The 2069-nt window shown below is 70.0% G+C and carries 4 protein-coding genes; all 4 read left to right on the top strand.

What is annotated here, in order from left to right; genetic code table 11:
- On the top strand, positions 1-806 hold an 806-nt coding region (fliP, locus tag DW299_RS07505), incomplete at its 5' end, for a flagellar type III secretion system pore protein FliP (protein ID WP_446724789.1).
- Entirely contained in the window at positions 803-1075 is a 273-nt protein-coding gene (gene fliQ, locus DW299_RS07510) for a flagellar biosynthesis protein FliQ (protein ID WP_136029649.1), read from the top strand. The genes fliP and fliQ, both read left to right, overlap by 4 nt.
- Before the next feature lie 4 nt (positions 1076-1079).
- Positions 1080-1841 (top strand): flagellar biosynthetic protein FliR, encoded by a 762-nt coding sequence (locus tag DW299_RS07515; RefSeq protein ID WP_136036223.1) that lies wholly within the window; start codon positions 1080-1082, stop codon positions 1839-1841.
- Positions 1838-2069: EscU/YscU/HrcU family type III secretion system export apparatus switch protein (locus tag DW299_RS07520; protein ID WP_205812856.1), on the top strand; the 232-nt coding region annotated here is incomplete at its 3' end. The genes DW299_RS07515 and DW299_RS07520, both read left to right, overlap by 4 nt.

The following is a 2069-nucleotide window of genomic DNA, read 5'->3' on the forward strand; positions in this document are numbered from 1 at the left end:
CCCGGGCCGTCGAGCCTCGTCGCGCGCCGTGGCGGCTGCTCGCCGTCGCGGCCGCGGTGCTGCTCGTGGTCGCGGTGCTCGTGCTGTGCAGCGGCGGTCCCGCGCACGCCGAGGTGCTGCCCGACGACCAGGGCGAGGGCGTCTCGATCGACATCAACGGCGTCGACGGCAGCCCGTCCGGCTCCATCCTCACGCTGCTCGGCATCACGCTGCTGTCGGTCGCTCCGGCGCTGCTGCTGATGATGTCGTCGTTCACGAAGATCTTCGTGGTGCTGGCGATGACCCGCAACGCGCTGTCGCTGCCGACGATCCCGCCGAACCAGGTGCTGGCGGGCCTGTCGCTGTTCCTGTCGCTGTTCATCATGTGGCCCGTGCTCACCGAGATCAACACGCTCGCGGTGCAGCCCTACATCGACGGCGCCCTCACGTTCACGCAGGCGGTCGACATCGGCCAGGGCCCGCTGCGCGAGTGGATGCTGCACTACACGCGCGAGGAGGACCTCGCGCTCATGACCCGCATGGCCGGTCAGGACAACCCCGACGACGCGGCGAGCGTGCCGATGTACACCCTGATCCCCGCGTTCATGATCTCGGAGCTGCGGGCCGCGTTCATCATCGGCTTCGTGATCTTCGTGCCGTTCCTGGTGATCGACCTGGTCGTGGCGGCCGCGCTGATGTCGATGGGCATGATGATGCTCCCGCCGGTCATGATCTCGCTGCCGTTCAAGATCCTGCTGTTCATCCTCGTGGACGGCTGGGGGCTCATCATCAAGGCCCTCCTGGAGAGCTACGGAGGTGTGGGATGAGCCCGGAGGCCGTGCTCGACATCGGCGCGCAGGGGCTGCTCATCGCGGCCAAGCTCGCCGCGCCCATGCTGGTGACCGCGCTCGTGGTGGGCTTCGCGATCTCGCTGCTGCAGTCCATCACCCAGGTGCAGGAGGTGACGCTGTCGTTCGTGCCGAAGATCGTCGCGGTCGGCATCGCCCTGCTGATCGCGGGCAACTGGATGATCGCGGAGATCATCGCCTTCACGAACGAGATGTTCGCCCGGATCCCGGCGCTGCTGAGCGGGTGAGCGCGTGTACATCCCGATCGACTTCGCGTGGCTGGAGGCCACGATGCTCGCGGCCGTGCGCATCACGGCGTTCATCATGATCGCTCCGCCGTTCTCCTACGGCGCGATCCCGGTGCGCGTGAAGGCCATGCTGTCGATCGGGCTGTCCCTCGCGGTGGGCGCGGCCGTCGCCCCCGGCTACGAGCCGCTGGACACCGGCGCGTTCCTCGGCGCGCTCGTGCTCCAGGTGCTCACCGGCGCGCTGCTGGGCTTCCTGGTGATGATGTGCTTCGCGGCGCTGCAGGCCGCCGGCAGCCTGATCGACGTGTTCGGCGGGTTCCAGCTCGCCCAGGCGTTCGACCCGGCGGCGATGGTCAACGGCGCCCAGTTCACCCGCCTGTTCCACCTGACGGCGCTGACGCTGCTGTTCGCCTCCGGCGGCTACCAGCTGATCCTCGCAGGGCTCGCGCGCAGCTTCGACGCGGTGCCCGTCGACGGCATCTTCGCGGTCGCCGGGCCCGTCGAGCTGCTCGTGGACGGGGTGTCGCAGATGGTGCTCGCGGCCGTGCAGATCGCGGGCCCGCTCGTGCTCGTGCTGTTCCTGGCCGACGTGGGCCTCGGCCTGATCACCCGGGTCGCGCCCGCGCTGAACGCCTTCGCGATGGGCTTCCCGGTGAAGATCCTGCTGACGCTGCTGCTCGCCGGCGCCGTGTACGTGGCGTTCCCCGGCATCATCGACGCGCTCGCCTCCCAGGCCTTCCGGCTGATGCAGGGGGTGACGCCGTGAGCGACGCCGACAGCGGGGAGCGCAGCGAGAAGGCGACCGACAAGCACCTGCGCGAAGCCCGGCAGAAGGGTCGCCTCGCCCGGAGCCAGGACCTCACGGCGTGGCTCGGCATCGGCGCCGCGGCCGTCATGATGCCCGCCGCGATCGCTGCGGGCACCGCCGCGGGCACCGAGCAGCTCATCTCGCTCACCTCGCTGATGCGGGCGCCGTCGCCCGAGGCCGCGCTCG

The sequence above is a fragment of the Microbacterium sp. K35 genome, assembly GCF_004794375.1.
Lineage (GTDB): Bacteria > Actinomycetota > Actinomycetes > Actinomycetales > Microbacteriaceae > Microbacterium > Microbacterium sufflavum.